Consider the following 24,641-nt stretch of genomic DNA (forward strand, 5'->3'; position numbering starts at 1 on the left):
ACACACAAAAACGCCGGTAGCGTAAGCCTAAATCTGTGACGGCGGGTTAATTCTCACCTGAACTTTTCAGGCAGGCGCAAGAAGAAAAGACACCTTTCGCTGGTGTCTTTTCTCTATCTGCACTTAACATTGATAAAGGTGATTATTGAATTGATATACGCATAACAATGAAATTAACACAACGTAATATGACGCGGGATTTTATATCAATATATCATGCGCGGATCATAGGTATTTTTTAAGAAATTAGAGCAAACCTTCCCTATAAAAAATTGTTCCGTTCTTTATTTTAATGATAATAAGCAGACATAAAAAAACCCGCCGACTAAGTCAGGCGGGCTTGATACTCAGGATGATGCATTAACGGAAAGGCGAATCCATCGGCACTTCAGCATCGGGTTCATGCGTGATTCGGTTTCTCAAATCACGGCGGATCATTTCAATCGCCCAGAACCAGAAGATGTGGCCCAGTAATTCAGACACATATTCATCCAGCGGAAGCCCGGACAATGGCGGTGTCAGACCCAGCAACGGGAAACTTATCCAGTGGACGGCAACAGTCGCAATAATACCGGCCAGCGCACCCTGCCATAATTTTACTTTCGGGAAGACTTCCGCGACCAGGCAATAGCCTATCGCGAAGACCAGAGAGAAAATAATATGGGTAATATGGACAGGATTAATAATATGTTCAGAGAACTGGTAAACGGCATGCGTCGGATCAATGCCCAGATAATCTCTCAGGAACAAATACGGCGGGTTAAATTCATCGCGACCGCCTGAGAAAGTACGCGGGGGTAAAGGCACTTCTGCGCCCCACTTCACGAAAGCTGACATCACACCGGCAATAATACCGACAAAAAAAGCCACGCCATAACGGCGACGGTTCGGTGCAGTCATCACATAAAAGTCTTTAATTTTCATAGATCCCCAGTAGTCAGTAAATTTCCGTAAAGAGTAAAACTTTACAGATTGTTACCGTTGATCTTGATCAGGGTTCTATGGATTTTACTCATAAACAGAAGATTTACAGGGATAAACCCTTTGACGCATGACAGAAAGAGAATATGCAGATGGCAAAGCTCATGCGTTATTCGCGTAGGATTTTGTCACCCTATGATGACTTTACTTACCGCTCCAAAATCTCCTGAACCCAATCATTCCAGCAATCGCACCCAAGTTGCGTCTCGATGGTATTAGGGTTGTTTTCAATCCACCACGCTTTCACCACTTCATATTCAGAGAGGGTCAGTGCGAAGCGCCGCCAACGTCCCATCCGACCATCTTGATCGCAGGGATCACTGCCCGCCAGGAAGAATTCATTCAGGAAAGGCAACGGAGGAAAATAGCCAGAACCGCTGATGATACCAAATATGCCGTAAAGCACGTTGGTATTATCCTCTAAGACGCGTTTAGCATGATCAATATTATCCATAGAAATCTCTGCGGCTGATGTTTACCCTATTATATTGCTCTGAATTATATTTAACAGAATAAGTCTGCTCCATGGCCGCCAACTCCCACCTGATTCTGGCAGGCTTTCAGGCGGCCACTGCGTTTTCCTCGGTTGTCAGAAAAATTTTTGCTTTTCAGTTTGCACTGAGCCGTCTCTGGCGTCAGGATCTCCTCTGATTCTTTTCATGGCAGTGATTAAGGCTTATCGATAATGACGACCCAGACACCTGAAACGCCGGTTCCGGCAGGGACAATTTTTAGCGCAGCCGGTTTGCAATTTCTGAATAAACTCGCACAAAACAACTCCCGCGACTGGTTCAAAGCGAATCAGGATGAATACGAAAATACGCTGAGAACCCCCGCACTGCGGTTTATCGAACACATGCAGCCAGAGATTATTGCCATTTCCCCGAGGCTGACTGCCGTCGCCAGAAAAGTGGGCGGCAGCCTTATGCGTCCGCAGCGGGACAGCCGTTTCAGCAAAGATAAAACGCCTTACAAAACCAATGTCGGCATCCAGTTTCGCCATTTTCAGGGCAAAGATGTCCACGCCCCCGGACTCTATCTGCACATTGCCGAAGATAATTGTTTTCTCGCGGCGGGGATCTGGCATCCGGAATCTAAAGCGTTAAATGCGATCCGTACGTGCATTGATGAGAATCCGAACGCCTACAAGAAAGCCCTTAAGACATTGCACGACAACGGTTTCGTGATGGATGGCGACAGCCTGATTCGACCGCCAAAAGGCTACGACAAAAACCACCCGTTGTTAGAGGAATTAAAGCGCAAAGATTTTATCGCGATTAAAAATATCGCCTTCGAGGATTTGTGCAAACCTGATGTGGTCGAGTTTTGCGCGGCACAGTTCAGGCATTGTGCGCCACTGATGGCTTACCTGTGTTTTGCACTTGAGCTGGATTTCTGAGGCGGCAGGAAGAGCAGTACAGGATATCTTGCGCACTGAATTTCAGGCATAAAAAAAGACGCCAGCGGGCGTCTGTTTTTCCGGTTTTACACCGCGAAGATGGTACGCCCTACAGGGCTCGAACCTGTGACCTACGGCTTAGAAGGCCGTTGCTCTATCCAACTGAGCTAAGGGCGCATTGCTTGTCCCATTCGGGAGCGTTGCGGGTTCGGATTATACGGGCAGACCGGGATGAGTCAATGGCTTTCGAACTCTCTGCTTAATGCCTGAACAATTTCAGGTTATTCCCGGCATGCCCCGCAGCGGAATGTGATGCATCTGGACTATTTTTCAGACTTCAGCGCCGCAGCAATCACGCGTGCAGAAGCATGGTATGCCACGCCTTCGTAAACGGTCAGCTCGGGCCGCAATGTCTGAACCACGCCGTTTTTGCCGATAACCGCAGGCTGGCCGATGTACACGTTCAGCTCTTCATCCCACGCCGACACCGGATATACGCTGTGCGCGTCAGATAATATCGCGTCCACCAGACGGGCCGTTGCCGTGGCAATGCCGAAACTGGTCCAGCCCTTGCCTTGCAGGATTTCCCAGCCACCGCCGCGCACGGCGTCCTGCATGCTGGCCCAGTCAACGTCACGGTTGCCCGCCAGTTGTGCCACCGGACATCCGCCCAGAGTCACGGTGCTCCAGGCGACAAACTGTGATTCGCCGTGCTCCCCCATCACGTAGCCGGTGACGCTTTGGGGGTCGATATCGAAGAATTCGCCCACGACGCGCTTCATGCGTGCGGTATCGAGCGACGTGCCGGTGCCGAAGACCTGAGAGTGCAGGAAGCCGCTGGTTTGTTGAATAATCTGGGTAATGACATCGCACGGGTTGGTGATGTTGACGATAACGCCGCCAAAACCGCTGGCAATCACGCGCGGGATCACTTCACGCACGGCGGCGCGCGTCTCTGCCAGTTCTTCGAGGCGATCTTCACGCAGCAGCGTTTTCGGGCCGACGGCGATGACCAGCACATCTGCGTTGTGCAATTCGCTGTAATCGTTAGCGATTATCTTAACGCGTGACGCGGTGAGAGATGCCATGTCGCGCAGTTCGAGTGCCTGACTGCCCGCCTTTTTTTCGTCTTCATCCAGCAAAACAATCGTGTCGCACAATCCCTGTGTGACCAATGAAAATGCAACGTCAGCCCCTACGTGGCCTGCGCCTATAATCCCGACTTTACGTGTCATGGGTTCCTTTCCTGATGATTTAAAAAGACCTGTTTCTAAAATAGACACTTTTTTAAGCACTGTCTCAGTGAATTTTCGAACAAGTAATTCGCATTCAACGCCTGACAGCGCCCGCCGCTTCTGACAAAATAGGCGCATCCCCTGCATTTTTTAATTGATGGATTTATTCCCCGATGGCAGCAAAGATTATTGACGGTAAAACGATTGCGCAGCAAGTCAGAAGCGAAGTGGCGGCGCGTGTGCAACAACGACTGGCGCAAGGTAAACGCGCTCCCGGCCTGGCCGTGGTGCTGGTCGGTGAAAACCCGGCATCACAGATTTATGTCGCCAGCAAACGTCGCTCATGCGAAGAAGTCGGCTTCATCTCCCGCTCTTACGATTTACCCGCCACCACCTCTGAAGGCGAACTGCTGAAACTGATCGACGATCTGAATAACGACGGTGAAATCGACGGCATTTTGGTGCAGCTTCCGCTGCCAGCGGGCATCGATAACATCAAGGTTCTGGAACGCATTCATCCGGACAAAGACGTCGATGGCTTCCATCCGTATAACGTCGGACGCCTGTGTCAGCGCGCTCCCACGCTGCGCCCTTGTACGCCGCGCGGCATCGTCACCCTGCTTGAGCGTTATGGTATTGATACCTTCGGGCTGAACGCCGTGGTGATCGGCGCATCCAACATTGTGGGCCGTCCGATGAGCATGGAACTGCTGCTGGCAGGTTGCACCACTACCGTCACGCACCGCTTCACTAAAAATCTTCGTCATCACGTTGAGAATGCCGATCTGGTGGTAGTGGCGGTCGGTAAACCGGGCTTTATTCCGGGTGAATGGATTAAACCGGGTGCGATTGTCATTGATGTCGGTATTAACCGTCTGGAAAGTGGTAAAGTTGTCGGCGATGTGGAATATGATGCCGCCGCTGAGCGTGCTTCCTTTATCACACCGGTGCCGGGCGGCGTAGGCCCGATGACGGTCGCGACGCTGATTCAAAATACCTTGCAGGCGTGTGAGGAATATCATGACATCAGCGCCATTAAGTCTTAATTCATTCGTACCAAACACAAAGTCAGGAATACATGGAAACTTTTTTTCTCGAAAAGCACCCGCACGTTGAACTGTGCGACCTGCTCAAATTTATGGGCTGGTGTGACAGTGGCGGTTCCGCTAAGTCGGTCATCGCTGAAGGCCAGGTGAAGGTCAACGGTAAAGTAGAAACCCGTAAGCGCTGCAAAATCGTTGCCGATCAGCAAGTCGAATTCGCCAGCAATATGGTTGTCGTCAAAGCATCTGTTGAATAACGTTTCAACGACGCAGACCGCGATAAAAGAAAATGCCCTGAAAGCGTAAGCTCACAGGGCATTTTTTTATCCGCAACATAACGCCGCAGCGGGAATTAAGGCGCCTGGGTCACCCACAGAACCGGCCATTCTCCGCCGCTGCTGTAGCCGTCACAGGCGGGTTCAGACGAAAATGCCGCCAGCCTGAACGCTTTGCCATCAAACACCCAGCGCGAGGCGACGCCGCAATCTCCGATCCCACGGCCTTTATCATAGGTCGAAAGCATGCCGGTTTTCGGGTCGAAATCTGTGTTAATCAGCTCGGGCGCCTGTTCATCCTCACCCAGTTTGAACGGCATGTTCAGCGCCAGATTTTCCATTTTGTAAGGTGCCTGACGCGATACCACAAATCCCAAAGCAAACAGATTGTAAGCCCCCATGTCGCAGTTGACGGTCATCAGCGCCTTATCGTTACTCAGGGCGAAAATATGCACTTCACGTTCTGAGGGATCGAGGCTGCAATCATTGTTCTCAATGGTGGTCGCAGCGTTCTGCGTGATGGCTGAGATCTCACTCTCGGACAAGGCGTGCGGTTCACTAAAACGTGGCAATACCGGCGCGACCGGCGCAGGTGGCACGGTATTCGCCGGTTTCGTGCCCCGGCTGGCCCAGGCCGTTTTGGTGCCGACCCGCCCCTGCTGGGCATCGATGGCCAGCAGCACCGCTTTCAACCCTTTGAGCGAAATCATCGGTTTCACCGGTTGTGCGGGATCCGATTTACCTGCCAGCTGAATGCTGCTGCCTTCACGAATGGCGGCGATGAAATCATTGACCACCAGACGGTTACTGCCCGAAAGGTGCTTTTTACTGATATCCCATTCGCGGTGATTAAAACTCAGCGTTTTTCCGTTCATCTGCAACCGCCCGGCAATCGGCGCATCGCTGCTTTGCTCGTCGCTGTTACGCTGGTAATCAATACTGAGGGTTGATTTGCCCTCCGGCCCGGCTTCGCGGGTGATTTTCATCACCAGTTCCTGACCATCCTGACTGTTGCGCGCAGCGCAGTGGTTCAGGTTATCGCAGCTCACCTGCCAGTCGTTATACATTGCCTGTATCGGCTCGGCCTGCACGCTAAAAGCCAGCATTCCGGCCAGCAGGCATAAAGGGGAGGTCATCCATCTGCACATTATGAGTCTCAGCTCTTCTCTAAGTTATCTCCCTGATAATAGCGTAACCTCCGCCGGGAGACTGCTAACAAACCAGCATTTTTTTATTCGAAATTAGAAAGAGATACCTTTCCCGATGGCTTTTTTGGGCAAACGATAATTTTTTTCTACTTATCAGATCACGTAATGGTGACGTAACGAAACTTTCAGTACACTGGCTTTCGCACGTCATTGCCTATAACGAAAAAATAATGGCGCAAAGGATGATTTATTTCTCTGGGAGATACTGATGAAGTTGTGGATTTGGTTGATAGCCCTGCTTGCATTGCCTGCTCTGGCTGAAGAGCCGCCTGTGGTGTATTCCGGTACGCTGGGTAAAACCAGTATTGTGGTCGAGCTGGATTTAAATAAACCCGATGAAGTGACGGGCCGTTACTTCTATCAAAAATACCGTCTCGACCTGCCGCTTAATGGCTCGCTGGACGGGCAGGAGCTGAAACTTCAGGAAGGTCTGGATGATTTTGATGACACCCCGCGCCCTGAATTTTCCCTGACCAAAGATGAGAAAGGCAACTGGCAAGGGAGCTGGACCAATCCGCAAGGCAAAACCTTGCCGGTGAAACTGCAACCTGCGCAGTTACCTGCTGTCACCACCGATGATGCCTGGCTGACCGCACTTGCTCACATCGAACCTTATGAGTTTTTACGCCTTTCAGGCCTGCAGCTGACCGCCGGTAAAAGCGAAAATTTCATGGGGTATCAGCTGCAATGGTGGACAGAGCCGCAATCCAAAATTACGTTGTTCGAAATTGCCTCCGGCTACCCTGACGCCGAGCTGCACGCGATCAATCAGAAGCTGCGCACCCGCCTGTGGCAGGAAGTCAGCGGCTGGCATGCCTGTATGCTCGGCGCAAGCCGCTTCGGTCAGGGTGAGTATATGCAAACCGTGACGCCGAAATACCTGAGTAAAGACATCGTCAGTATCAGTATTTTCACCTCTTACGATTGCGGTGGTGCGCACCCTGATTTCGGTGAAGCGCCGGTGAATATGAATGCCAAAACGGCAGAATCGCTGACGCTGGAAGATGTGGTCTGGGTCGGCGAAGGCGCCCCTTTCCATTATCTCAATGCGGAAGATGGCGTCTCCACCGGGAAAAATGATGTCGATTTCGACACCTTTGCTCAGTATCGCGACAAGAAATGGGCGCCCTGGCTGGTTAAAGAGCTGACGCTGGCGCATCCGGCAGAAATGAAAAAACCGACCGAAGAAAGTGATGACGATTGCGATTACTCGCAACCGGAAATCTGGCAGTTCCCGGCGTGGTATTTCACCCCTGCCGGGCTCTATTTTGATCCGAGTTTTGCCCGTGTTCAGCGCTCGTGCGAAGGACCTGAATGGTCGGTGCTTCCGTGGTCAGCGATCAAGAAGCAGGCTGGCACCACCGCGGTCGCCACGGTGCAGTAACGCTTTTAGCGTCATGCAAAAACAACAAAGGCACCCTCGGGTGCCTTCTTCATTCTTAAGTGCTGAAATGAGTGCTGAACGTACCGGAACGGTTCAGGCCATCCATCCCTGAATCTGAGCGTATTGCAACAGCATGATGGTTTTACCGTCTTTGATACGCCCGTCTTTGATCATGTCCAGCGCCTGGCTGAACGGCACCTCAAGCACATCGATGTCTTCGTCCTCGACCCCACCGCCGGCGTTCTGACGCTGCGACTCATCATATTCCGCCGCAAAAAAGTGCACGATTTCCGTCACGCTGCCCGGCGACATGTAAGCCTCGAACAGTTTATCGACTTTACCGACCGCAAAACCGGTTTCTTCGATCGCCTCTTTACGGATGCAATCTTCAGGGGAATCGTTGTCCAGCAGGCCCGCGCAGGTTTCCAGCAGCATTCCGGTGCTGTTGCCGTTGACGTAGGTCGGCATACGAAACTGTTTGATCAGCAGGACGGTTTTTTTGATTTTGCTGTAAAGAAGGATCGTCGCGCCATTCCCACGGTCATACACTTCACGGGTTTGCGGCTGGCGTTCGCCATTGCGTTTGATTAAGTCGTAGGAGAATTTACGCAAAACATACCAGTTGTCAGAGAGCAACTCGCTCTGGACATTTTCGATTCTGGAAGATGTTGGGTCAGATGCTGTTTCTTGAGAAAAAGTGTCGTGAGATGACATTCAATGCCCCCGCTCAGAAGTGGTGAGAGAAGCCAGGCATCATAGCCGTATTCTACTTCTCCCGCCATACTCAACCCTGCGCTATTGCCGCGATAAGCTGTTCGCGGTGGCGTTCAATCCATTGCCTGTCCAGCGGCCCCCAGCTGGAAAGCTGGTAGTAGCCGTCATTATTGCGTATTCCCTGCTGGATAAAATCCAGTTCAACGCCCATTCCCGGCAGCGCTTTCAGTACGTCCTGCAAGGTGCGGCGCGGCCAGCCGGTGATTTCCATCAGCTTCGGCACGTTGGGTTTTTGTTCGTTGTCCAGCAACCAGCAAAGGTAGAGGCGGCGGGCAAACACCGAATTTAACATCATGTTGAACGCTCCGGGCGTTGTCATTAAAAGGATCCATCAAAAGCGTAGACTGTCTGGTGAAATATAACCCCGTGTTCAGGTGGGCTTTTTTACATTATCTCCTTTATTTCTCCACGTTTTATTCGCCCTGAGAAGGTAAAGTGCTTAGACGTAGAACGACACTCTAACATTCACTCCGTCCTGTTTGGACAGTACTGCCGCTGGGAAAATCTTCTCAGTGGATTTTTTTGTCAGATTACTGACATTCTGTTTGTTTGCTGATGTGAGTCACTCCCGCCAGAGTGATAACGAGGTTTTTGACGCATGGCCAATTTTTTCATCGATCGCCCGATTTTTGCCTGGGTATTAGCGATCATTCTGTCTTTGTCCGGCGCACTGGCGATTTACTTTTTGCCGGTCGAACAATATCCCGATCTCGCCCCTCCTAATGTTCGCATCTCGGCAACATATCCCGGCGCATCAGCACAAACATTAGAAAATACCGTTACCCAGATTATCGAGCAGAACATGACCGGCCTCGACAATCTGATGTACATGTCTTCGCAAAGCAGCAATGACGGTAAATCGCAGATTACACTGAGTTTTACCGCCGGAACTGACCCGAATGAAGCGCTGCAACAGGTGCAGAACCAGCTGCAACAGGCGCTGAAACGTTTGCCACAGGATGTGCAAACGCAGGGGGTGACCGTCTCGAAAACCGGTGATACCAACCTGATGATGGTGGCGTTTGTCTCCACCGACGGCAGTATGGATAAGCAGGATATCGCCGATTATGTGGCCTCGAACATTCAGGATCCGCTGAGCCGCGTGGACGGCGTTGGCAGCATCGATGCTTACGGTTCACAGTACGCCATGCGGATCTGGCTTGACCCGGACAAACTCACTAATTACCAGCTGACTACTGCCGATGTGGTCACCGCGATCAAAGCGCAAAACAGTCAGGTAGCGGTCGGGCAGCTCGGCGGCGCACCTTCTGTCGATTTCCAGGCGCTGAATGCCACGATCAATGCGCAATCGCAATTACAGACGCCGGAGCAATTTCGTCAGATCACGCTGAAAGTGAATAAGGATGGTTCGCAGGTCAAACTGGGGGATGTGGCAGAAATTGGTCTGGGTGCTGAAAACTACAGCCTGCTCAGCCGCTACAACGGTCAGGCCGCGTCCGGTATGGGGGTGAAACTGGCGTCCGGTGCGAATGAACTGCAAACCGACAAAGCGGTGCGCGCGCGCCTTGAAGAACTTTCGCATTACTTCCCTCACGGCCTGAAAGCGGAAGTGGCGTATGAAACCACGCCGTTCGTCAAAGCGGCGATCACTGATGTGGTGAAAACGCTGTTTGAAGCCATCGTGCTGGTGTTTCTGGTGATGTACCTGTTCCTGCAAAACTTCCGCGCAACGCTGATCCCGACCATTGCCGTGCCGGTGGTGCTTCTCGGCACTTTTGCCGTGCTGCATCAGTTCGGCTACAGCATCAATACCTTAACCATGTTTGCGATGGTACTGGCGATCGGCCTGCTGGTGGATGATGCCATTGTGGTGGTGGAGAACGTTGAGCGCGTGATGAGCGAGGAAGGCCTCAGCCCCAGAGACGCTACGCGTAAATCGATGGGGCAGATACAAAGTGCGCTGGTCGGTATCACCCTGGTGCTCTCCGCCGTGTTCGTGCCGATGGCGTTCTTTGGCGGCACCACCGGCGCGATTTACCGTCAGTTCTCCATCACGATTGTGTCAGCGATGGTGCTGTCAGTGTTTGTCGCGCTGACGCTGACACCGGCGCTGTGCTCAACCCTGCTGAAACCTATTGCGAAGGGGCATCATCACGGCAAACGCGGCTTCTTTGGCTGGTTTAACCGCATGTTTGACCGCAACGCGCGCCGCTATGAAAACGGCGTGGCGGGGATTTTACGCAACAGCCTGCGCTGGATGCTGTGTTATGCCGCGCTGGTGGCGTTGCTGGCATTTATGTTTATTAAGTTACCGACCTCGTTCCTGCCGCTGGAAGACCGTGGTGTCTTCACGGTTCAGGTGCAGTTACCGCCGGGTTCGACACTGCAGCAAACGCAAAAAGTGGTCGAGAAAGTCGAAAACTACTTCCTGAAAACCGATAAAAAAGATGTGCTTTCGGTGTTTTCCACCATCGGCGCAGGGCCGGGCGGTAACGGGCAGAATGTCGCTCGTATGTTCGTGCGCCTGACCCCGTGGGATGAGCGTACAGGTGCGGATGACTCCTCCTTTGCGCTGATTGAAAAGGCTACCAAAGAATTCAGTAAGATTACCGAAGCCAGAGTGATCGCCAGCAGTCCGCCGGCCATTAACGGCCTCGGCAGCGCCACCGGTTTCGACATGGAATTGCAGGATCACGCCGGGCTGGGCCACGCGGCACTGATGTCAGCGCGTGATCAGTTGCTGGATATGACCGCCAAAGACAGCAATCTGATCCGCGTGCGTCATAACGGTCTGGATGACAGCCCGCAGTTGCAAATCGACATCGATCAGGTCAAAGCGCAGGCGCTGGGGGTGTCGATCACAGATATCAACAGCACGCTGAGCACCGCCTGGGGGTCGACTTACGTCAACGACTTTGTTGATCGCGCCCGCGTCAAAAAAGTCTACGTTCAGGCCGGTGCAAAATTCCGTATGCTGCCGGACGATATTAACCGCTGGTATGTCAGAAACGCCACAGGAACCATGGTGCCGTTCTCCGCGTTTGCCACATCATACTGGCTGACCGGCTCGCCGCGCCTTGAGCGCTACAACGGATATTCCGCGCTGGAGATTGTCGGGGAACCGGCAGAAGGCGTCAGCAGCGGTACGGCGATGGATACCATGGAAAAGCTGGTGGCGAAATTACCGACAGGGATTGGCCTCGAATGGACCGGGTTGTCCTATCAGGAGCGTTTATCCGGTTCACAGGCGCCTGCGCTGTATGCCCTTTCCCTGCTGGTGGTGTTCCTGTGTCTGGCGGCACTTTATGAAAGCTGGTCGATTCCGTTCTCAGTCATGCTGGTGGTACCGCTCGGCGTGCTCGGTGCGGTGATTGCCACCTGGATGCGCGGGCTGGAAAACGACGTGTATTTCCAGGTCGGGATGCTGACCATCATCGGGCTGTCGGCGAAAAACGCCATTCTGATTGTCGAATTTGCCAATGATCTGAACGTCAGGGGCCGGGAGCTGTTAGAAGCTACGCTGGAAGCCTCGAGAATGCGCCTGCGCCCTATCCTGATGACCTCGCTGGCCTTTATTTTCGGCGTACTGCCGATGGCGACCAGCACCGGCGCAGGTTCTGGCAGCCAGCACGCGGTGGGTACCGGCGTCATCGGCGGGATGATTTCCGCGACCGTGCTGGCAGTCTTCTTCGTGCCGTTGTTCTTCGTGCTGATCCGCCGCCGTTTTCCGGGGAAAACCACGGAACCGGTGATAGCCGATATCGTTGAGACAGCACCGGCAGAACTCAAATAACGGTAAAAAAAGTCGACAAAAAAGGCGTTAATGAGAATTAACGCCTTTTTTATTATTGATTTACTGGCTGTGAGAACCGTCGCTAACTGGACGTAATGGTCTTCCTGAACAAACGTTTTTTATAATGACGTGCTGACACTGAGAATAAATCTGTGTGCTTTACCGGCTATGTTTTTACTGTCACGGTGTGGCTGTTACGCGTTCAACATACGGTCGATAAAGTCTTTCCAGTTTCCTAATTCTTGCTCTAACATTTTGCTCCCCTTGATTGGACGAGGGGATTATACGGTTATATTTTAAACAAACAAATTATACCGACCGCTTATATAACCTGGATCACAATCCCGCCCCGTCTGGATCCTGCCCGCGTTTTGCCTCATTATGTGCCCTATCCTCGCGCCCGCATTCTGTGCTGGTGAAAAGTTCATAATTACTGACAGGTTACGTTTTTCTATGGCAACGACTTCGGCTTCAGCCCCATTTATTCTTTATGGCATTAAAAATTGCGATACCGTGAAAAAAGCCCGTCGCTGGCTGGAAGAAAACGGTGTCAGTTGCCAGTTTCATGATTACCGGGTTGAGGGGCTGGATGACAGCCTGTTGCAGAACCTGATCGACAAACAGGGCTGGGAAGCGATGCTAAACACCCGTGGCACCACCTGGCGCAAGCTCGATGAAGCAACCCGCGCAGGCTGTGACAATGAAGCCCGCGCTAAAGCGGTGATGCTGGCGCATCCGGCTGTCATCAAACGCCCTTTTTTACTGGCACCCAATGGCCAGTCTCTGCTGGGATTTAAACCAGAGAGCTATCAGCAATTCCTTGCGGAGGTAAAATAACATGAGCTGTCCCGTTGTCGATCTTGCCCAACAGTTGATCCGTCGTCCGTCACTCAGCCCCGACGATGCAGGCTGCCAGGAGATCATGATCGCCCGCCTCGAGGCCATTGGTTTCCACGTTGAGCCGATGCATTTTGGCGATACCCTGAATTTCTGGGCAACGCGCGGTGAAGGCAAAACGCTGGCCTTCGCCGGACACACCGACGTGGTGCCGACCGGCGATCACAAACTCTGGGTCACCGGCCCGTTTGAACCCACCCTGCGCGACGGCATGCTTTATGGACGCGGCGCGGCGGACATGAAAGGTTCGCTGGCGGCAATGGTGGTTGCAGCAGAACGCTTTGTGGCCGCCAACCCGCATCACAAAGGGCGACTTGCCTTTCTGATTACCTCTGACGAAGAGGCCAGCGCGGTCAACGGCACGGTAAGAGTGGTCAATGCCCTGATGGAACGTAATGAACGCCTGGATTATTGTCTGGTCGGTGAGCCTTCCAGCACGACCCGCGTAGGTGACATTGTGAAAAATGGCCGTCGTGGTTCCATGACCGCCAACCTTCACGTTCACGGCGTTCAGGGCCACGTAGCCTATCCCCATCTGGCTGACAATCCGGTGCATCGCGCCATGCCTGCGCTGAACGAACTGGTGACTACCCTGTGGGATGATGGCAATGAATTCTTCCCGCCAACCAGCATGCAGATCGCCAATATCAATGCCGGTACTGGCAGCAACAATGTCATTCCCGGCGAGCTGTATGTGCAGTTTAACTTCCGCTTCAGCACCGAACTGACCGATGAAATCATCAAACAGCGCGTCGCCGCGCTGCTGGACAGCCATAATCTGCAATATACCCTGAACTGGGTGGTGTCCGGCCAGCCGTTCCTGACCTCACGCGGGGCACTGGTCGAAGCCGTGATTAACGCGGTTCGTCACTACACTGAGATGACTCCCGAACTGCAAACCACCGGCGGAACCTCCGACGGGCGCTTTATCGCACTGATGGGCGCGCAGGTGGTCGAACTGGGGCCGGTAAACGCCACCATTCACAAAATCAACGAATGCGTTCATGCCGCCGATCTTCAGGTTCTCAGCCGTATGTATCAGCGCATCATGGAGCAGTTAGTCGCATGATAACCCAAGAGATGCTGACCGGACGCTCAACCGCTCACCTGGTCACATTGGGCGACGGGCCACACCGTTTGCAGCCAGAGGCGGCACAGGCGTTTGCCCGGATGCAGCAGGCAGCGCGTGAAGCGGGGTTTGATCTCCAGCCAGCCAGTACCTTTCGTGATTTTGATCGCCAACTGGCTATCTGGAATGGAAAATTTCGCGGTGAGCGACCAGTATTAGATAAGGACAGCCAGCCAGCAGACGTCAGCAGATTGTCTGCCGCACAGCGGTGCGAACTGATCATGCGCTGGTCGGCATTACCGGGCGCCAGCCGCCACCACTGGGGCAGCGATCTGGATGTGTACGATCCGCGTCGGGTGCCTGCCGGCCAGACGTTACAGCTGGAGCCGTGGGAATATGAGCAAGGCGGGTATTTTTATTCGCTGAACAACTGGATGTCAGACCATATGGCGGAGTTTGGTTTTTATCGTCCGTATGCTGAAGACCGTGGCGGGGTAGCTGTTGAACCCTGGCACCTGAGTTATCGCCCGCTGGCGCAGTTGTGTGCATCGCAACTGACGCCGGAGGTGCTTATCAGTGCATGGCAAGGGCAAGATGTGGCCGGTTCTGACTGGGTTATCAGTGAGATGGCCACCCTCTTCCCGAGATTCATCGCCCTACCAACAAACAACATTTAAGGAGCACGCCATGGAGTGGATTAAAGATTACTGGTGGATCATTTTGATCATTCTGATTGGTATGTTGATCAGCGGTGTGAAGGAACTGCGACGCGTTGATGTGAAAAAATACCTCAACGACAAACCTGAAATTCCACCGCATCGCGATAATAATGCCGAGTGGGACAAAGATGATGAATGGCCGAAGAAGAAGTAAAAGCAGTTAAAAACGGAGGCAGCCAAACTGGCTGCCTTTTTTGATCAATGCACCGGCGGCTCGTCATTCTGCAAATGCGAAATGGCGGTGTTGATCATGTGCGAATCCAGCCCGTGCGCCATGCCCGCCTGAATATTCAGGGTACTGACGCAGCCTAAAGCGTTGAGTCGTTCGGCCGCACTTCTGGACTGGAACGGATTGATCACCGGATCCTGCTCGCCGTGAATAAAATGCACCACAGTGCCTGCCGCAATGGGTTTTTCCGGCAGATTAGCGAAACGGCCACTGAAAGCGATAATGCGCGAAGCGAGATGTTCTTCCACTTTGGTGGATTCCAGCGCCATGATGGTGCCCTGTGAAAAACCGACTAACGTGGTATTTTCAGGAGTGACACCGGTTTTTTGCTGCCAGTCGCGGACAATCTCAATAAACAGCGGCATCGCGGCATCAATACGCGGCTGGCGGTTTTTCTCCGTCACGCCCTGTACAGAGAACCACTGAAACCCACGGCCAAAGTCACAAATATCCGGGCTGCCGACGCTGACGACCTGAGCCTGCGGGAAAGAGACGGCGAAAAACTTGCCAATTTCACCCATCGAAATCGGGTTATCGCCCACGCCGTGAAATAATAAAATCAGCTGGTTAGCACGCGCTTCCGGCTGCTGGACGATAATCTGTTCTGAGCTCATGGGTTTCTCCCGTTTTAGGTTAATGCCGTCACTATACGCCGCCTGCCGGTGAGTGAAATCGGGTTTTATTGAATGAGTCTTTCCATTTTTTGCAATGAAATCTGCCCGTTATTCCCCCCGTCCGCAGGATTTGAGTGCCTGCTGCGTTTCCTCTCGCCAGCGGGCCACCAGCGCCCTGCGGCCGGTTAGTTGCAACATTTGCACAATTTCCGCGGTGCTTTTTCCCTGTTGTAACCAGGCACGCAGCGCCTGCAACGGCAACGGGCTGGACATCAACAGGCGGCTGAGGGCGGGAAGACTGCTTTGTGCTGGCCGATGCGCGAAGGCAAATCCGGCCAGTTCGCGCCAGTCGGCGCCATTCATTCGGGTATCACCCTCGGGCGGGAACGGCAGCCGGATATCGGTCAGCGTCGATAGCCAGCGCCAGTCACGGTGAAGCTGATTTAATGCTGCCTGAGCCAATTCATGCCCCGCAGGACTGAGCGGTAATATCGCCATCGCGGCATAACACCCGCTACTGGCCTCTTTCTGCGTGCTGATACGCGCAAGCTGAAAACCGGCCTGATGCCACAGCGCGGTAAGTTCTTCGGTATAACCGAAACTCACCGACAGAAAATCCAGCCCCGCCTGCTGCGCACACTTTTGCTGTTCCGCCAGTAAATGGCGGGCGATCCCCTGCCGCCTCAGCGCCGGGTGTACTGCAATCCGACTGACGCGCCGTGAACGCAATACGGCGGCTTCGGGGAAACCTGCGTGAGCCGCGAGCGACTGCGCCACCAGATTGCCACGCGGACGCCGCCGCCCCGCCCAGACGTCCTGCGCCAGCGCCTCGCTAAGTCCGCCCTCATCCACCAGCCACAGCGCACCGGTTAACGTCGAACCTTGTCTGGCGGCGCTGAAGGTCATCCCCGGCGCATCCAGTAAACGACGTAAATCCAGCGGCGAAGTACGGTAATGCGCGCTGGTCAGCAGGCCGTAAAAATCCTTTAGCAGCGCGGGCTCCTGACACCAGCGTGCGGCGTCAACCGGGAAAATTTCCGGCGTTTCACCGGTGTTATGCACGTCTGGCAAATGTTCTTCAAACAGCAGCAGTTCACTGATAAATGGCTCGAGCGGATCCTGTTCCGACCAGCGTATCGGTGCGCGCAGCCGCAGATCGTGCCATTGCGGCAGTGATGCACAAAACTTCAGCAAAAAACCACGCCCGGTGCCTTCGTAGCCCTCCACCGTGGTGGTAAGTAACACACGCGGGAAGGCTTTGACCATTACCGAAAGCATCGGCGCAGGGATAGCTGCGGCTTCGTCGATAATCAGCCAGTCAGCGCCGTTGACCGCCCCTTCACGACATAAGGTCAGCAGAGCATCAGGCGCAATAAAACGTACCGACTCCGGTGCATGACAGAGAATGTGATCAACCGAACGTTTGCCCGGCGCCGTCACCCAGCAGGTGCCCGACCACTGCGCAGTCAGCATACCTGCCAGCGTTGATTTGCCACGGCCACGAGGCGCAGTCAGCACCCAAACACCGGATTTTGCCTGCATAAGCAGTTGCAGAATCGTCTGCTGCTGCGGCGTTGGCTGACCATCAGGCGGCAGCCACCGCGCCGTATCGGGCAACGGGGAAAGTTCAAAATCGGTGTCTTGTCTGCACAGTGCAACGTGCGGCGCGTTTTGCAGCAAACGCTGAAAACGATGGATAAAACGGGGCGTGGCGATCGGTTGCGGCTGTTCACTCCAGCGCAGGCTGTCGCTGTCGGGCTGTTGCGCCCAAAGCTGCCATGGCGGCACCAGCAAAATCAGCCAGCTTCCGGCTTTCAGCGTGCCGGAAAAGGCGGCCAGTGCCTCGACATCCAGCCCGCTGCGCGCATCAAAAATGCCGTGTAAAACGTCCTGACCCAGCAGCGTCCGTGCCGCAGAGGGTGAGCAGGCGTTCACTCCGGCGGGCGGCGAATCACTGAGCCACAGCCAGTCGCCTTCGCAGCCTGCCGACACATGTCTGGCCTGATCTTCACACCAGCCCGCTTCCCCGCTAAACACCAGTAAACGCCGCACACCCTGGTGCTGCATCTGATGCTGTAATGAGGTCAGGGACGCGGCGGGCATGTCAGCTTTTCCCTACCAGCATCGACAGTAAACCGGCGGCGATCAGCGGCCCGACCGGCACGCCTTTAAACAGCGCGACGCCGAGCACGGTGCCGACCAGCAAACCGGCAACCAGATGGGGCTGCGTTCCCATCAGCGTAAGACCTCGCCCGCCCAGCCACGACACCAGCACGCCGACCAAAATAGCGGCGATAGATTTCCAGTGCAGGAAGGAATGCACAATGGTGCTGGCACTGATTTTTCCGCTGGCAATAGGCGCCATCACTCCGACAGTCAGAATGATAATGCCGATGGTCAGGCCGTATTTTTCTATCCAGGGGAAGAAGTTGTTCAGCGGCGTGATACGTACCGTCAGCAGGAAAAACATCGCGATAGTCACCGCGCTGTTGTGACTGATAATGCCGAGCCCGGCAAACACCAGTAAGATCAAAAGGGTTGGATCGAGAAAAGCCATAGCGTTCCCTGCGTTTTCCTGTCAGGAAGTAAAAAAGGCTCCGGGGAGCCTTTTGAATCGGTCATTGATTATTGAACAGTTTTTGCAGCCAGACCAGAACTGAATAGCCTGCATTTCACCGAATCAGCGGCTGGCAAAGGTGTTGCACTGATCGGGATTACCGGTATCGAAACCGCGCTTGAACCAGGTATACCGCTGCTGAGAGGTGCCGTGCGTAAAGCTGTCCGGCACCACACGCCCCTGGCTTTGCTGTTGCAGACGGTCATCGCCGATCGCCTGCGCGGCGTCCAGCGCCTCTTTCAGATCGCCCTCTTCAAGCACATTTTGTTGCTGCATGGCATGTCCCCAGACGCCGGCGTAGCAGTCAGCCTGGAGTTCCATTTTCACCGACAGCTGATTCACCGCCGCCTGCGATGCGCCCTGCTGCATCTCGCGCACCTTGCGCTCAATGCCCAGCAGATTTTGTACGTGATGGCCGACTTCGTGCGCCACGACGTAACCCTGTGCAAAATCACCGCCCGCGCCCAGTTTGTTCTGCAGTTCCTGATAGAAGGAGAGATCGATATACACCGTGCTGTCCGCCGGGCAGTAGAACGGCCCCATCACCGACTGGCCGGTACCGCAGCCGGTGCGGGTTGCACCACGGTACATCACCAGTTTCGGTTCGCGGTAAGTCATCCCCTGTTTCTGGAAGATTTCTTTCCAGGTGTCTTCCGTAGAAGCGAGGATCACCGAAGTGAATTTCGCCTGCTCATCATCTTTCGGGCTGATGGATTGCGATTGTGTCTGCTTTTGCACACCACCGGACTGCCCGCCATCGATGAGCGGTGTCAGATCAATGCCGTAATAACCGGCGACCAGCACCACGATAATAATCACGATGCCACTTTTCCCACGGATCGGCAGACGCATTCCGCCACCGCCCGGACCACCACCGGAGTTGGATCCCTGTCCGCGTCTGTCTTCCACATTGTCGCTTTCGCGACGCCCTTGCCAACGCATACTCCACCTCCAGACTGTTTTTATAAAGACTAGCCAGCGCGCGCGGTTAATACCATCCGCGCAAGGACGTAATTTTAGGTCAGAAGGCATTAAATGAAATAAAACAGTGGGGAAAAGGGGAAATTAAATGCGCAGGAAGAAATCGGGTGGCACAAATACCACCCGGTTTGATACAGCCCTGCTACGTAAACGATTGCGCGTCAGGGCTGAAAAATGACTGACGATCAGTCCAGTTTCACACCGATGCGGCGAGCAACTTCTTCGTAGGCTTCGATCAGGCCACCCAGACTCTGGCGGTAGCGATCTTTATCCATCTTGTTCAGGGTTTCTTTATCCCACAGGCGGCTGCCATCTGGCGAGAATTCATCACCCAGTACGACTTCACCGTTGAACAAACCGAACTCGAGTTTGAAATCGACCAGAATCAGACCGGCATCATCAAACAGTTTGGTCAGCACGTCGTTGGCTTTGTAGCTCAGCTCTTTCATGCGTGCCAGATGCTCTTCGTTCACCCAACCGAAGGTTTTGCAGTAAGACTCATTGATCATCGGATCATGCATCGCATCGTTTTTCAGGAACAGATCGAACAACGGTGGATTGAGTACCAGACCTTCTTCAATGCCCAGACGTTTTACCAGCGATCCTGCAGCACGGTTACGGATAACGCATTCAACCGGGACCATATTCAGTTTTTTCACCAGTACTTCGTTGTCAGACAGCAGGCGTTCCATTTGTGTCGGAATACCGGCTTCTTCCAGCTTAGCCATGATGAAATGGTTAAATTTGTTGTTAACCATGCCTTTACGGTCGAACTGCTCAATACGCTGACCATCCAGTGCTGACGTATCGTTGCGGAATTCCAGCACCAGCAGGTCCGGGTTTTCTGTGGTGTAGACGGTTTTCGCCTTGCCGCGATACAACTCAGCTAACTTTTGCATCTTTACTTACTCCAGTGGAAAAAACAGATGTAAAAAGGGGCCGAAGCCCCTTGGTATTATTTTGCACTGCTCTGGCTAAATGCGGCCTGCATGACCGCCACCATCGCGTCGTTCTGCGACTGGCTGAGAGCATGTCCTTTTGGATCAAGGAACTGCAAGCTACTGCGGTTGTCGAGGTCGCCAACCTGAAGTTTGTAATCACCGGATGACAGACCCGGATCTTTCGCACCCAATGTCTGCCACGCATCGTCATTCAACGGTTTGTAGGTGACGGATATTGTGCCCTGCGGACGGCTGCTGTCGGTCACTTTCATGCCGGCTTTCGCCAGGGCATTAGGCAAGCGATCCCACACCACGCCATAGCTGGTACGCACGATCAGCACCGGCAGGCCGGTATCGTCTGCGCCACTCTGCACGTCGATCTCGCCAACGCGACGATTATCGAGACGGGCTTGCGTATCCTGCTGCACTTTATCCAGACTTGCGGTGATGGAGTTCATCATCTGGCTGTTATAACGCTGGATTTCAGCCGATGTGGTGACCGCTTTATCCTGCTGTTTCAGTTCAAGCGTTTTCACGGTCAGGGCTAACTGGTAGCTCTGCTGTTTCACGCTGATCTGATAACGGCCCTGATACTGGAAGTCTTCATCTGCACGATTCCAGTTAACGAAATCAGTGGTCAGCGTCTGGTTAGCATCATCACGGTTAGCGATGGTGTAATTGTTTTGCTGAACGGCTTTCACCACGTTGTTCCACAAATCACGGTTCTGAGCGGTGTTTTCCAGCAGCACGGTACTGCTGTCGCCGGAGAATTGCGTTTGTGAACCGTTCAGCAAGGCCAGAGGCTGCATCGGTGGACGGATGTCGAGCTGTTTGCCCACCGCACCTTGCATTGCACCGGCCTGAACATCGTACGTTCCGTTCTGTACAGGCAGAATCATCCCGGCAGGGGCTTTCAGCTCATGCAGGGCGGGTGCATCCAGATAGGATTCATCGCCGCTCACCTGGCGCTTGTAGCGCTGGTCGCTTGAACAGGCCGCCAGCAGCATGATCAGGGAAACCCCAACCACTTTCGCTACGGCTGATTTCTGCAATCGGGTCATCTGGAAACTATTCTTGTCAAATAAAGAGGCCATCAAATCTTCCTAAGAGTTACAGCAAACCGGCGCTTTTTAATGCGTGTTCCACGACCGGACGGGCAGCATCTGTTAACGGCGTCATAGGCAGACGCAGAGTATCTGTTGCCATCAACCCCAGTGCCTTACAGGCCCATTTCACCGGGATTGGGTTTGCTTCTACAAACAAATTCTGATGCAACGGCATCAGGCGCTGATTCAGGCGACGCGCTTCGGCAAAGTTGCCACATGCCGCCAGTTCACAAAGTTGAGCCATTTCACGCGCAGCCACGTTGGCCGTCACAGAAATCACCCCTTTGCCACCGAGTTGCATAAAGTCCAGACCGCTGGCGTCATCGCCGCTCAGCAGAATGAAATCTTCATCATCAACCAGCACTTGGATCTGACTAACACGACTTAAGTTCCCTGTTGCTTCTTTAACAGCAACAATATTCTTTAATTTGGCTAAACGCGCGATGGTCGGCGGCAACATATCGCAGCCGGTACGTGAAGGCACGTTGTAGAGAATTTGTGGCAGAGAGGTGTTTTCAGCGATGGCTTTAAAGTGCTGAAACAGACCTTCCTGAGTCGGACGATTGTAATATGGGGTGACTGTCAGACAGCCCACAACGCCACTCTTTTCAAAACGTTGCGTCAGTGAAATCGCTTCGGCGGTGGCGTTTGCCCCGGTGCCTGCGATAATAGGAATGCGTCCATCGGCCAGTTCCAGCGTTTGCATGACCACGTCACCGTGTTCGTCATGACTTAACGTCGCCGACTCGCCTGTTGTGCCAACGGAAACGATCGCCGCAGTACCACTGGACACATGATAATCAATCAGTTTTTTCAGACTCGCGCGATCGACAGCACCTTTGGCGTCCATCGGCGTAACCAGTGCAACAATACTTCCCGTAAACATTGACCTTCCCCTCCACAAACAGGTCACTCATGGTACTTTTGACACCACTGCAAAAGCAAGCAAACAACGTGTTGTAAGCGCTTGTCCGGCGGTTTTTTTTATGTTTACCTTGGGAATACTCCCAAGCACGACAGGAAGACCCATTTTGCCGCAGCCACAACAACATTATCTGGTTATCACCGCGTTAGGTGCCGATCGCTCAGGTATCGTCAATACCATCACCCGCCAGGTCAGCAGCTGCGGCTGTAATATTGAGGACAGCCGGCTGGCGATGCTCGGTGATGAATTTACCTTCATCATGCTGCTTTCGGGCAGCTGGAACGCGATTACGTTGATTGAATCGACACTGCCGCAAAAAGGCGCCGAGCTGGAATTGCTGATCGTGATGAAGCGCACCAACGCGCCGGAACGCCCGCCGATGCCAGCGACCGTATGGGTGAAAGTGGAAGTGAAAGACTCCCCGCACCTGATCGAGCGTTTCACGGATTTATTCGATACGCACCAGATGAATATTGCAGAACTGGCGTCAAAAACCCGTCCTGCTGAGGGCACAACGCCCGCCCAGCTTTCCATCCAGATGACGGCGCACAGTGCTGCTAATACCGATCCGGTAATTATTGAACAAGCCTTTCATCAGCTATGTACAGAACTGAATGCGCAAGGCAGTATTAACGTCGTCAGTTATTCTGAGAATGAAAATAAACTGCAGTAATCGCTAAGAGATACGGAGAAAGACAATGAGCCCACTGAAAGCCGGTGATCCTGCGCCGCAATTTAGTTTACCCGACCAAGACGGTGAACAAATTAATCTGGCCGACTTCCAGGGACAGAGAGTCCTGGTTTATTTTTATCCAAAAGCTATGACCCCTGGCTGTACCGTACAGGCCTGTGGACTGCGCGATAACATGGATCAGTTGAAAAGTGAGGGTGTGGAAGTGCTGGGTATCAGCACGGATAAACCTGAAAAACTGTCGCGTTTTGCTGAGAAAGAGCTGCTGAACTTCACGCTGTTGTCCGATGAAGATCATCAGGTTTGCGAGCAGTTTGGCGTCTGGGGTGAAAAATCCTTTATGGGGAAAACCTACGACGGTATTCATCGCATCAGCTTCCTGCTTGACGGCACTGGCAAGGTCGAGAAAGTGTTCGACGACTTTAAAACCACCAACCATCATGACATCGTGATGGCCTATCTGAACGAAAAGTCCGCCTGATAACTCACAGATGACCCACGTTCATAAAAAAAAGCGCAGACGCGCTTTTTTTATTTCCTTCATTTCGCCCTGCCGGTTCAGACGCTTTCGTTGAGCAGTTCATCCGGCCAGACGTGCACCACCGCTTTGACCAGGGTCGCCAGCGGTATCGCAAAGAATACGCCCCAGAACCCCCACAAACCGCCGAACACGACAACCGAGAGGATAATCACCAGCGGGTGCAGATTCACGGCTTCCGAGAATAGCAGCGGCACAATCACGTTTCCGTCCACGCCTTGTACCACCAGATAGGCAACGAGCAGCGTCCAGAAATCGGCACCCAGTCCCCACTGGAACATCGCCACAATCACCACCGGGATGGTCACCAGCATGGCGCCGATATAAGGGATTAACACCGAGATCCCCACCAGCACCGCCAGCAGCAGCGAATAACGCAAGTCCATCACCCAGAACACCAGATAGGTGGCGACACCCACGATGATCATCTCAAGCACTTTGCCGCGAATGTAATTGGTGACCTGCTGATTCATTTCTGCCCAGACCTGCCCCGCCAGCCCGCGATCGCGTGGCAAAACGCGACGCACGGCATTCAGCATTTGCTCTTTATCCTTGAGCAGGAAAAAGACCATCATCGGCACCAGAATCAGGTAAATCGCCAGCGTCAGCAAACCAACCAGCGAGGCCACTGAATACTTCACGACCGATTCGCCCAGCCCGGAAAGTTTGCTGCGCATATTTTCGGCCATCATGTCGATGATACCGGCATCAACCAGCGCCGGATAACGCCGGGGCAGCGTAGCGGCAAAATCATAGAAACGGTTAAGCATGCTGGGTAAATCCGCCAGCAAATTAACGCCCTGTTGCCAGGTCACCGGCGCAACAACAAAAATGCCCAGCATCAGAATACCGGCGAACAGAATCAGCACCACGCTGACCGCCAGCGTGCGCGAAAGCCCGACATGTTGCAGGCGCACGGTTGGCCATTCCAGCAAATACGCCAGCACTATCGCCACCAGCAGCGGTGCCAGAATACCGTTGAGAAAGTAGAGAATACAAAAACCTGCAACCAAAATTGCCAGCAACGCAATGGCTTGCGGGTCGGTAAACCGGCGGCGATACCACTGTAATAACATGTCCAACATCAGAGAATGCTCCTGTAAATTCCGGTATCTGGTAGGGTTGCGCTCTTCGTTCCCTGCGCACTCTGACACAAGTAACTATCTTTTATATTTGTTGTCACACAACTGTAGCCGCAGAGTGTTTTAAACTCTCACGAGGATAGCTACTATAAAGTTCAGCGCAAACAATAGCGCCAGAA

The 24,641-nt window shown here is 53.4% G+C and carries 26 protein-coding genes and 1 tRNA gene; 11 read left to right on the forward strand and 16 right to left on the reverse strand.

Annotated features, from left to right (window positions below; all coding sequences use genetic code 11):
- Positions 1-360 precede the first annotated feature (360 nt).
- Positions 361-924: a YagU family protein gene (locus J1779_RS23880; RefSeq protein WP_217204954.1), complete on the reverse strand. Its 564-nt coding sequence runs from the start codon at positions 922-924 to the stop codon at positions 361-363.
- Positions 925-1,129: 205 nt separating this feature from the next.
- On the reverse strand, positions 1,130-1,435 hold the full coding sequence (locus J1779_RS23885) for a hypothetical protein (protein ID WP_217204955.1): 306 nt from the start codon (positions 1,433-1,435) through the stop codon (positions 1,130-1,132).
- Between the two features lie 231 nt (positions 1,436-1,666).
- Here J1779_RS23885 and J1779_RS23890 point away from each other — a divergent pair, with 231 nt between their 5' ends.
- Positions 1,667-2,380, forward strand: a complete 714-nt coding sequence (locus tag J1779_RS23890) for a DUF2461 domain-containing protein (RefSeq protein WP_056771397.1) — start codon at positions 1,667-1,669, stop codon at positions 2,378-2,380.
- A gap of 100 nt (positions 2,381-2,480) precedes the next feature.
- Here the strand turns inward: J1779_RS23890 and J1779_RS23895 are convergent.
- Both J1779_RS23895 and J1779_RS23900 read right to left on the reverse strand, forming a co-directional pair.
- A tRNA-Arg gene (locus J1779_RS23895) sits at positions 2,481-2,557 on the reverse strand.
- 146 nt (positions 2,558-2,703) lie between these two features.
- Positions 2,704-3,615, reverse strand: a complete 912-nt coding sequence (locus tag J1779_RS23900; protein ID WP_217204956.1) for an L-lactate dehydrogenase — start codon at positions 3,613-3,615, stop codon at positions 2,704-2,706.
- A 173-nt stretch (positions 3,616-3,788) separates the two neighbouring features.
- Between J1779_RS23900 and folD the strand changes: the two genes are divergently transcribed.
- On the forward strand, positions 3,789-4,661 hold the full coding sequence (gene folD, locus J1779_RS23905) for a bifunctional methylenetetrahydrofolate dehydrogenase/methenyltetrahydrofolate cyclohydrolase FolD (protein WP_056771390.1): 873 nt from the start codon (positions 3,789-3,791) through the stop codon (positions 4,659-4,661).
- Positions 4,662-4,693: 32 nt separating this feature from the next.
- Positions 4,694-4,915 (forward strand): ribosome-associated protein YbcJ, encoded by a 222-nt coding sequence (gene ybcJ, locus J1779_RS23910; protein WP_056771387.1) that lies wholly within the window; start codon positions 4,694-4,696, stop codon positions 4,913-4,915.
- A 95-nt stretch (positions 4,916-5,010) separates the two neighbouring features.
- On the opposite strand, the gene J1779_RS23915 is transcribed toward ybcJ, so the two are convergent.
- A complete protein-coding gene (locus J1779_RS23915) occupies positions 5,011-6,069 on the reverse strand; it encodes a DUF1176 domain-containing protein (RefSeq protein WP_238485287.1) in 1,059 nt (352 codons plus the stop codon).
- 280 nt (positions 6,070-6,349) lie between these two features.
- Between J1779_RS23915 and J1779_RS23920 the strand changes: the two genes are divergently transcribed.
- On the forward strand, positions 6,350-7,525 hold the full coding sequence (locus J1779_RS23920) for a hypothetical protein (RefSeq protein WP_122095963.1): 1,176 nt from the start codon (positions 6,350-6,352) through the stop codon (positions 7,523-7,525).
- Between the two features lie 93 nt (positions 7,526-7,618).
- Here J1779_RS23920 and nudK read toward each other — a convergent pair whose 3' ends face one another.
- Together nudK and J1779_RS23930 are read right to left on the reverse strand one after the other, a co-directional pair.
- Positions 7,619-8,239 carry a GDP-mannose pyrophosphatase NudK gene (gene nudK / locus J1779_RS23925; RefSeq protein ID WP_056771376.1) on the reverse strand — a complete coding sequence of 207 codons (621 nt, stop codon included), beginning with the start codon at positions 8,237-8,239 and terminating at the stop codon, positions 7,619-7,621.
- Positions 8,240-8,309: 70 nt separating this feature from the next.
- The gene (locus J1779_RS23930; RefSeq protein WP_056771375.1) at positions 8,310-8,594 is read right to left on the reverse strand and encodes a winged helix-turn-helix domain-containing protein; all 285 of its coding nucleotides are present in this window, start codon (positions 8,592-8,594) and stop codon (positions 8,310-8,312) included.
- Positions 8,595-8,897: 303 nt separating this feature from the next.
- Between J1779_RS23930 and acrD the strand changes: the two genes are divergently transcribed.
- Positions 8,898-12,053 carry a multidrug efflux RND transporter permease AcrD gene (acrD, locus tag J1779_RS23935; protein WP_056771372.1) on the forward strand — a complete coding sequence of 1,052 codons (3,156 nt, stop codon included), beginning with the start codon at positions 8,898-8,900 and terminating at the stop codon, positions 12,051-12,053.
- A gap of 194 nt (positions 12,054-12,247) precedes the next feature.
- Here acrD and ypfM read toward each other — a convergent pair whose 3' ends face one another.
- Positions 12,248-12,307: a protein YpfM gene (gene ypfM, locus J1779_RS25805; protein ID WP_112168684.1), complete on the reverse strand. Its 60-nt coding sequence runs from the start codon at positions 12,305-12,307 to the stop codon at positions 12,248-12,250.
- Positions 12,308-12,506: 199 nt separating this feature from the next.
- Between ypfM and J1779_RS23945 the strand changes: the two genes are divergently transcribed.
- From J1779_RS23945 to J1779_RS23960, 4 genes are read left to right on the forward strand one after another with little or no spacing between them, the layout of a single operon-like run.
- Positions 12,507-12,890, forward strand: coding sequence for an ArsC family reductase (locus J1779_RS23945; protein WP_122095965.1), 384 nt, complete (start codon positions 12,507-12,509; stop codon positions 12,888-12,890).
- 1 nt (position 12,891) lies between these two features.
- Positions 12,892-14,019, forward strand: coding sequence for a succinyl-diaminopimelate desuccinylase (gene dapE / locus J1779_RS23950; RefSeq protein WP_217204958.1), 1,128 nt, complete (start codon positions 12,892-12,894; stop codon positions 14,017-14,019).
- A complete protein-coding gene (locus tag J1779_RS23955) occupies positions 14,016-14,696 on the forward strand; it encodes a M15 family metallopeptidase (protein WP_217204959.1) in 681 nt (226 codons plus the stop codon). The genes dapE and J1779_RS23955 overlap by 4 nt, the downstream gene beginning before the upstream one ends.
- Positions 14,697-14,706: 10 nt before the next feature.
- The gene (locus tag J1779_RS23960) at positions 14,707-14,892 is read left to right on the forward strand and encodes a YpfN family protein (protein ID WP_056771358.1); all 186 of its coding nucleotides are present in this window, start codon (positions 14,707-14,709) and stop codon (positions 14,890-14,892) included.
- A gap of 44 nt (positions 14,893-14,936) precedes the next feature.
- Here J1779_RS23960 and ypfH read toward each other — a convergent pair whose 3' ends face one another.
- The 7 genes from ypfH to dapA form a co-directional block, all read right to left on the reverse strand.
- Complete coding sequence (gene ypfH, locus J1779_RS23965; RefSeq protein ID WP_217204960.1) at positions 14,937-15,581, reverse strand: esterase; 645 nt, start codon at positions 15,579-15,581, stop codon at positions 14,937-14,939.
- A 108-nt stretch (positions 15,582-15,689) separates the two neighbouring features.
- Entirely contained in the window at positions 15,690-17,684 is a 1,995-nt protein-coding gene (locus J1779_RS23970; RefSeq protein WP_217204961.1) for a tRNA(Met) cytidine acetyltransferase TmcA, read from the reverse strand.
- Position 17,685: 1 nt separating this feature from the next.
- Positions 17,686-18,138 carry a DUF441 domain-containing protein gene (locus tag J1779_RS23975; RefSeq protein WP_056771350.1) on the reverse strand — a complete coding sequence of 151 codons (453 nt, stop codon included), beginning with the start codon at positions 18,136-18,138 and terminating at the stop codon, positions 17,686-17,688.
- 123 nt (positions 18,139-18,261) lie between these two features.
- Positions 18,262-19,140: a KPN_02809 family neutral zinc metallopeptidase gene (gene ypfJ, locus J1779_RS23980; RefSeq protein ID WP_056771347.1), complete on the reverse strand. Its 879-nt coding sequence runs from the start codon at positions 19,138-19,140 to the stop codon at positions 18,262-18,264.
- Positions 19,141-19,364: 224 nt separating this feature from the next.
- Positions 19,365-20,078, reverse strand: coding sequence for a phosphoribosylaminoimidazolesuccinocarboxamide synthase (gene purC / locus J1779_RS23985; RefSeq protein WP_217204962.1), 714 nt, complete (start codon positions 20,076-20,078; stop codon positions 19,365-19,367).
- Between the two features lie 56 nt (positions 20,079-20,134).
- Positions 20,135-21,214 (reverse strand): outer membrane protein assembly factor BamC, encoded by a 1,080-nt coding sequence (gene bamC, locus J1779_RS23990; RefSeq protein WP_217204963.1) that lies wholly within the window; start codon positions 21,212-21,214, stop codon positions 20,135-20,137.
- Between the two features lie 16 nt (positions 21,215-21,230).
- Entirely contained in the window at positions 21,231-22,112 is an 882-nt protein-coding gene (gene dapA, locus J1779_RS23995) for a 4-hydroxy-tetrahydrodipicolinate synthase (RefSeq protein WP_056771342.1), read from the reverse strand.
- Between the two features lie 145 nt (positions 22,113-22,257).
- Here dapA and J1779_RS24000 point away from each other — a divergent pair, with 145 nt between their 5' ends.
- Together J1779_RS24000 and bcp are read left to right on the forward strand one after the other, a co-directional pair.
- On the forward strand, positions 22,258-22,824 hold the full coding sequence (locus tag J1779_RS24000; protein WP_056771339.1) for a glycine cleavage system transcriptional repressor: 567 nt from the start codon (positions 22,258-22,260) through the stop codon (positions 22,822-22,824).
- Between the two features lie 25 nt (positions 22,825-22,849).
- Positions 22,850-23,323 carry a thioredoxin-dependent thiol peroxidase gene (bcp, locus tag J1779_RS24005; protein ID WP_056771336.1) on the forward strand — a complete coding sequence of 158 codons (474 nt, stop codon included), beginning with the start codon at positions 22,850-22,852 and terminating at the stop codon, positions 23,321-23,323.
- Positions 23,324-23,400: 77 nt separating this feature from the next.
- Here bcp and J1779_RS24010 read toward each other — a convergent pair whose 3' ends face one another.
- Positions 23,401-24,465 carry an AI-2E family transporter gene (locus J1779_RS24010; protein ID WP_056771333.1) on the reverse strand — a complete coding sequence of 355 codons (1,065 nt, stop codon included), beginning with the start codon at positions 24,463-24,465 and terminating at the stop codon, positions 23,401-23,403.
- Positions 24,466-24,641: the final 176 nt, after the last annotated feature.

It is taken from the genome of Rahnella rivi (assembly GCF_019049655.1).
GTDB classification, from domain to species: Bacteria; Pseudomonadota; Gammaproteobacteria; order Enterobacterales; family Enterobacteriaceae; genus Rahnella; species Rahnella rivi.